Source organism: Methyloglobulus sp. (genome assembly GCF_046714055.1).
Taxonomy (GTDB): Bacteria; Pseudomonadota; Gammaproteobacteria; order Methylococcales; family Methylomonadaceae; genus Methyloglobulus.
The window spans coordinates 1-6252 of the sequence record NZ_JBKKBJ010000036.1 but is presented as its reverse complement, the minus strand read 5'-3'; the positions used below and the strand labels follow the sequence as shown (position 1 = coordinate 6252).

General features: G+C 45.8%; 5 protein-coding genes and 1 pseudogene. 4 read left to right on the top strand and 2 right to left on the bottom strand.

Annotated elements, in window-relative coordinates; genetic code table 11:
• Positions 1–231, top strand: a pseudogene (locus tag ACLQ6D_RS02170) (cytochrome-c peroxidase); the annotation flags it as partial.
• 204 nt (positions 232–435) lie between these two features.
• Here ACLQ6D_RS02170 and ACLQ6D_RS02165 read toward each other — a convergent pair.
• Together ACLQ6D_RS02165 and ppx are read right to left on the bottom strand one after the other, a co-directional pair.
• A complete protein-coding gene (locus ACLQ6D_RS02165; RefSeq protein ID WP_411725616.1) occupies positions 436–1671 on the bottom strand; it encodes a hypothetical protein in 1236 nt (411 codons plus the stop codon).
• Positions 1672–1678: 7 nt separating this feature from the next.
• The gene (gene ppx, locus ACLQ6D_RS02160; protein ID WP_411725615.1) at positions 1679–3178 is read right to left on the bottom strand and encodes an exopolyphosphatase; all 1500 of its coding nucleotides are present in this window, start codon (positions 3176–3178) and stop codon (positions 1679–1681) included.
• Positions 3179–3314: 136 nt separating this feature from the next.
• Between ppx and ACLQ6D_RS02155 the strand changes: the two genes are divergently transcribed.
• The 3 genes from ACLQ6D_RS02155 (at position 3315) to ACLQ6D_RS02145 (ending at position 6249) form a co-directional block, all read left to right on the top strand.
• Positions 3315–4298, top strand: a complete 984-nt coding sequence (locus ACLQ6D_RS02155; protein WP_411725614.1) for an ABC transporter ATP-binding protein — start codon at positions 3315–3317, stop codon at positions 4296–4298.
• 18 nt (positions 4299–4316) lie between these two features.
• A complete protein-coding gene (locus ACLQ6D_RS02150) occupies positions 4317–5081 on the top strand; it encodes an ABC transporter permease (protein ID WP_411725613.1) in 765 nt (254 codons plus the stop codon).
• A 244-nt stretch (positions 5082–5325) separates the two neighbouring features.
• On the top strand, positions 5326–6249 hold the full coding sequence (locus ACLQ6D_RS02145; RefSeq protein WP_411725612.1) for a toll/interleukin-1 receptor domain-containing protein: 924 nt from the start codon (positions 5326–5328) through the stop codon (positions 6247–6249).
• Positions 6250–6252 lie beyond the last annotated feature (3 nt).

Below are 6252 nucleotides of genomic sequence, written 5' to 3'. Positions count from 1 at the left end.
TTTAAAGTGCCGACTTTACGCAACATCGCCCTGACTGCGCCTTATTTCCATAATGGCGCGGTGAAAACACTGAATGAAGCGGTCAAGGTGATGGGCAAACTGCAATTGGATAAGGACTTGTCAAAAGAAGAAATTGCCGATATTGTCGCTTTCCTGAATGCGTTGACGGGTGAGTTCCCTGAACAAAAAATGCCGGTTTTGCCAGCTACGCCGGGTAGTACGTTTAACTGATTGAAGCCTAAAAATCCTCTCCCAGGGATATAGGTGTCTTCACAACTCGTCATCTCGGCATGGATTGCCGAGATCCAGTAGCCATGGATGGCAATACCTGATATTGACAACTGTTTTTTCACATCCCTGTGTTCTGGATTCCGGCAATCCATGCCGGAATGACGGCTATGTGAGAGTCTTAGCGTTTCTGCCTCTCTTTCTTAATTACTTCCTATAGATAGGTGTCGCTGCAATCAACGCATCTATCTGTTTGGATACTTTCTGGTAGGCCTCGCTGTTGATTGCGCCGTAACGTTTTTTGAACGTGGCCTCGTCCATGTGTTCGGGCAGGGTCCGTGGGTCAGGCATGAAATCCGTGTAGTCTTTGATGGTTGCCATTGTTTGTTGCAGTTTGCGGGCAGAGGCAGGCGAGGCAGTTGCCAATTCTCCAAAGCGGGTGCCGGTTTTGTCAGCGGCCAAGTCAACAAAGCTGAAGCCGCTTCCGCTCTGGGCATCCCGTAATTCCTTTTCTTCCCCTACCACCTGGGCAATCTGGCTGTTTGCTGATGCGGTAATCGCCGCAGCGCCGATGAAGTGTTGTGCCAGGTCGATGCGTTTATATAAAAAAGCGGGGTAATAAGGAACTGCACCGATTTTTTGGTTGTTTACATAGTCATTAATCGTGTAGATGACCATCCGGTTTTCTTCAATCGCAGTGTCTAGGGAGGAGCGCTGATAGGCAAGCGCAAACAATGGCTTTGACAGTTCTGCCAGTGACAAGCGCCAATCCGGATCGTGACGACGGACGATATCAACTAATTTGCTTTGATACACATTAGCATGATTGTTGCTTGTGTTGTTATAGGTGAGTAGGTCGCGGGCGGTGTCCAGCGTTGCCTGGCTGGGGTGGTAGGTGATCGTGATTTTTTCGCCGTCGATAGTAACCGCTTTGATGGGGTCAGTCGCCAGCAGAAAATACTCATTTAAGTAAGTGTGCTTGATAACCGCATCAATAACAAAAGCCGCAACCTTGGAGGGGAGCAACAGCTTTCCTGCCTTAAACTTGGTTAGTGTCGGTAGTTGACTCCCGTATTCGTTGCCCAATCTAAACGTGATATTCAGATACTTGCCTATACTGTTTTCTGGTAAGGTGGCAGTGACGATAAACTTGAGCTTGTTGGTTTTTAAAACAATCAACGCCCGGCCTTTGCTGAACCGGTTTAACAGGTAATTGGCGGCCAGATTGAGGTCTGCCTTTGTTAGTTCAATCGTGCCTATTTCATCAGGCCTGGTTTTGGAGCCTTCGTGAAGAATTTTTTTGGCTCGGCTAATGTCCGCTTGGCTCATCGCCCAGTCGAGTTTTATGTCCGGTTCATTGCTGATGCCGAAAGAAATCAGCATCACAATCACAATAATGATTGCGCCAAAACAATATAGGAGGATACGCAATAAGGTTTTCATCAGCCCGTCAGGAAAATTCCAGCTTAAATCCGGCAGGTTTAAGGTAATCGGCTTCCTGGATTAAGTCAGCATGGGTCAGGGGAGAATTGAGTAACCAGTTGCCTGGAAAACGTAATTCGATCCTGGATTTGGTGATGGCTATTTTAAAGTCGGGCAGGTCGTGTTCCTGGCGGTTGCGGCGCAGCACTACAGCTAGGCGCAGGATGATGGTCATGAATGGGGCGAGGGTGTTCCAAGGCGCAGGCAATACATGGAAACGGGAGCGTAAGAATTTGCGCCGATGGGAACGGGTGATGGTAGCCAGCAAGATTTGGTCTTGGGTAGTAAATCCGGCCAAATCGCCATGCTCGATAATGTAGGCGCTGTGTTTGTGGTATTGGTTGTGGGCTATATCATGCCCGATTTCATGCAACTCTCCTGCCCATTCCAGAAATTGCGCAACCTCCTCATTATTGGACAAACAGCAATCACAACTTAATTGGCCGAGCATGGTGTTGACGGTTTGCTTAATACGGGCAGCATGTTGCTTATCGGTGTGATAACGGTCTGCCAGCGTTTTTGCGGTGGCGGAGCGAATATCATGGTCGTAAATACGCCCCAATAAATCCTGGATTAGCCCTTCACGGAGAGCGCCGTCAGAAACGCTCATTTGTTCGATATCGAGATTTTTGAAGGTGGCGTAGGCAATGGCTACGCCGCCGGGAAATACGGGCAGTCGTTCGGGATCCAATTCCGGTAAATTCAGTTCATTGACGTGTGTGCACTGTTTAATATGATCGACCAGATGTTCCAGGCCGGTCATGGTGATGCCGTCATTGCTCCAGTTTTTGGCTTGCAGCACCTTATCAATCGAGCGTAAAGTGCCTGATGAGCCTATGGCCTGATCCCAGTGTCTGCGATGGAATTTTTTCTGGAAGGGTTCCAGTTGTTGTTCGGCAAACAGGATGGCCTTGTTGAAAGCGTTTTTTGATAATTGCCCCTGACTAAAAAAAAGGTTACTCATCGATACGCAACCCATAGAAAGGCTTTCCTTCTTCTTTGGTGTGTCTTCTTTGCCGATGATGTATTCTGTGCTGCCGCCGCCTATATCAACGACCAGCCTTAGGTCAGCCGTGCTGCCGACGCTGTGTGCAACGCCTTGATAGACTAGCCGTGCCTCCTCTATCCCGGAAATGATATGGATAGGGTGATTTAAGGCTTTCTCTGCTTTTTCCAGAAATTGCTGTGCATTTTTGGCATTACGTAAGGTATTAGTGCCAACTGCCCGTACACTTTCGGGTGGAAAATCGCGGATCCGTTGGCCGAACCGTTCCAGGCAAGCCAAAGCCCGTTTTTGTGTGTCCTGATCCAGGACATTTTTTTTGTCGAGTCCTGCGGCCAGCCTGACCATTTCTTTCAGGCGGTCGACCGTTTGCAGTTTGCCATCGGTCAAGCTGCAAACAATCATGTGGAAGCTGTTAGAACCCAGGTCTACAGCAGCCACACTGCGGGGCGGTTTCTTTTGCATGGAAATCCTGTTTTCGCTACGAAGGAGGGTGGCTTCTGCTAAAATGGCGCATTTTTGTCATCCAAAATAATCCAGTTATGTGGCTATGGCCTTAATTTAACTGATTTGGGAATTCCCGTTAAGTATTAATTGCAGCATGAAGGCATTATCCATCAGCAACCTAAAAAAAACCTACAAAAATGGTTTTGAAGCGTTAAAAGGCATCGACTTGGAAGTTGAAGCCGGTGACTTTTTTGCTTTGTTGGGGCCGAACGGTGCCGGTAAATCAACGGCAATCGGCATTATAAGCTCCCTGGTGACTGTAAGCAGTGGGTCGGTCAGTATTTTTGGGCATGACCTGGTACGGGAACGGGAAAAAGCTAAAAGCTGCATTGGGCTTGTGCCTCAGGAAATCAATTTTAACCAGTTCGATACCGTACAAAGTATCGTATTGAATCAGGCTGGTTATTACGGCATACCGCGTAAACTCGCGCTACAAAGGACTGAACACTGCCTTAAGCAAATGGATTTGTGGGATAGGCGCAATAGCATTTCCCGGCGCTTATCCGGCGGCATGAAACGCCGCGTGATGATCGCACGGGCTATGGTACACGCCCCCAAGCTGCTGATTTTGGACGAGCCGACCGCAGGCGTTGACATAGAAATTCGCAGGTCTATGTGGAAAATGATGCAAGAAGTCAACCAGCAGGGTACGACCATCATCTTAACTACCCATTACCTGGAAGAAGCGGAAAGCCTGTGCCGGAATATTGCCATTATCGATCAAGGCAGAATCGTCGAAAACTCCGATATGGCAAGCCTGCTGGCTCGGTTGAATGTAGATCATTTTGTGTTGGACTTGGCCGAGCCGCTTGTGGCTGTTCCAGTGCTGGACGGTTGCCATATCGAACGTGTCAGCGACAAGGTATTGGATGTGTCAGTACCCAAGGCGATTGGCCTTAACCAGTTGTTTTGCCAGCTAAGCGCAAATAACATCAAAGTCCTCAGCCTGAAAAACAAGAGTAACCGTCTTGAACAGTTGTTTATGGATTTGATTCACTCCAAATCGGCGGAAAATAATAATGAATCCATGATAATCCCCTCTCCCCCAGTACCCAAAGGGCATAAAGGAGAGGGCTAGGGTGAGGGCTATCAAACCATGAACTACAGCATCGCCCTCAAGACCATCATCAAGAAAGAAGTCTACCGCTTCTTGCGGATATGGCCGCAAACCCTGTTGCCGCCAGCGATTACGACCGCCTTATATTTCCTGATTTTCGGCAAGTTGATCGGTAGCCGCATCGGCACAATCAGTGGCGCAAGCTATATGGATTACATAGTCCCCGGCATTATTTTGATGTCGGTCATCAGCCATTCCTACTCGAATGTCGTCTCGTCCTTTTACTCCACCAAATTCCAGCGCAATATTGAAGAGTTGCTGGTCGCGCCGGTGCCAAACTGGGTCATCTTGAGCGGTTACGTCAGTGGCGGCATATTCAGGGGGTTACTGGTGGGCGTTGTGGTGGCGTTAATCTCCATGCTATTTGCCGACATCGTGGTGCTGCATGTGGGGGTTACCATCACCGTTGCCATTCTGACAGCCACCTTATTCTCATTGGCGGGATTTATAAACGCCGTGCTGGCAGAAAGTTTTGACGATATTTCCATTATCCCCAATTTTGTCCTAACGCCGTTAAGCTATCTGGGCGGGGTTTTTTATTCCGTGGACATGCTGTCCGATTTTTGGCAGACGGTCATAATGGGCAACCCTATCTTGTACATGATTAACGCGTTCAGGTTCGGCATGATAGGCGTGACGGATGTGGATATCCAGCTTGCGCTGATGATGATTGTTGGGTTTATAGTGGTGTTGGCGTTGTTTAGTTTGTTTTTGTTACATAAGGGGATTGGGATTAAGAATTAGGGTAAGGGATTGTCAGGTGTAAAAATTTTCTGGCAGGATTATTTCAAGGAGTCAGGTGGAATGACAGTTTGTCATGATTTACAGAACCGTATATCAAACTATTATGGGACGATATACAGTTAGAAAATTGGGATAGAATTACAATTCTATTTTAATTAAAGTCTTAAACATGGTAAATATACGGAAACTTTATAATTATTAGTTAGGCTTACTTTTGAAGTAGAAACCTGATGGGGTAATGGTCATGTCTGGTTACGTCGTATTTATTAGCCACAACAAGGCTGACAAACAAATCGCGAAAAAACTAGGAAAGCACTTACTTGCCAGAAATATTGATGTATGGTTTGACGAATGGACAATTTATGCTGGAGACTCACTTACCGACAGCATAGCGAATGGAATTTCTCGTGCAAATGTGTTTTTACTTATAGCTAGCGAAAATTCAATGACTTCACGCTGGGTACATGAAGAGTTAAGAATCGCCATACAGAAAAGAATGTCCGATCGAGACTTTAAAGTTATAACAATTAAAATAGACGAACATCCGCTTCATCCATTTTTAAGCGATTATCTTTGGATAGACTATACAAATTCGCGAAATTTTAAATCAGTCACAAACAAGCTGGTTAGTTCTATTCTTAAGATTAATCAAAAGCCAATAATATTAGATATTAAATCTAAATTTTTTATAAATCAGCTTCACTATGTAATTCGTTTTCATGGCAAAAGAGGCGCAACTGCTTACGTTTCAGAGTACTACGACATCTTGGCCCTTGATGATATAAAGTCAATAAAAAAGCATATTTATCATTCTGGCGGATTAATTGAAAAAAACTTTATTGTTGAATCGTCTGAAATTTCTGGAAAGCTTAATATAATAGAACGAACTACTTCTTTAGAAAGACTTGAACTGTGCTTTGGAAAAACACTCCCAAAGGATTCTAATATTAAGTTTTGGTTCGATCATACCATATCAAACAACTTTTTCAATGATGATGAATTTGTTTACTATGTTGTAGAATCACCTACAAAAATACTTCATTTTCAATCGCTGCGAGACAGGAGTCGAGTAGTCCCCAGAAGCGATAGGGCTGGGCGTTTTCACGAAGCGTTTTTTTGCGTAGTGAAAATGCAAAGCATTCCGACATCGCGTCGAGTCATTGCGTAACCA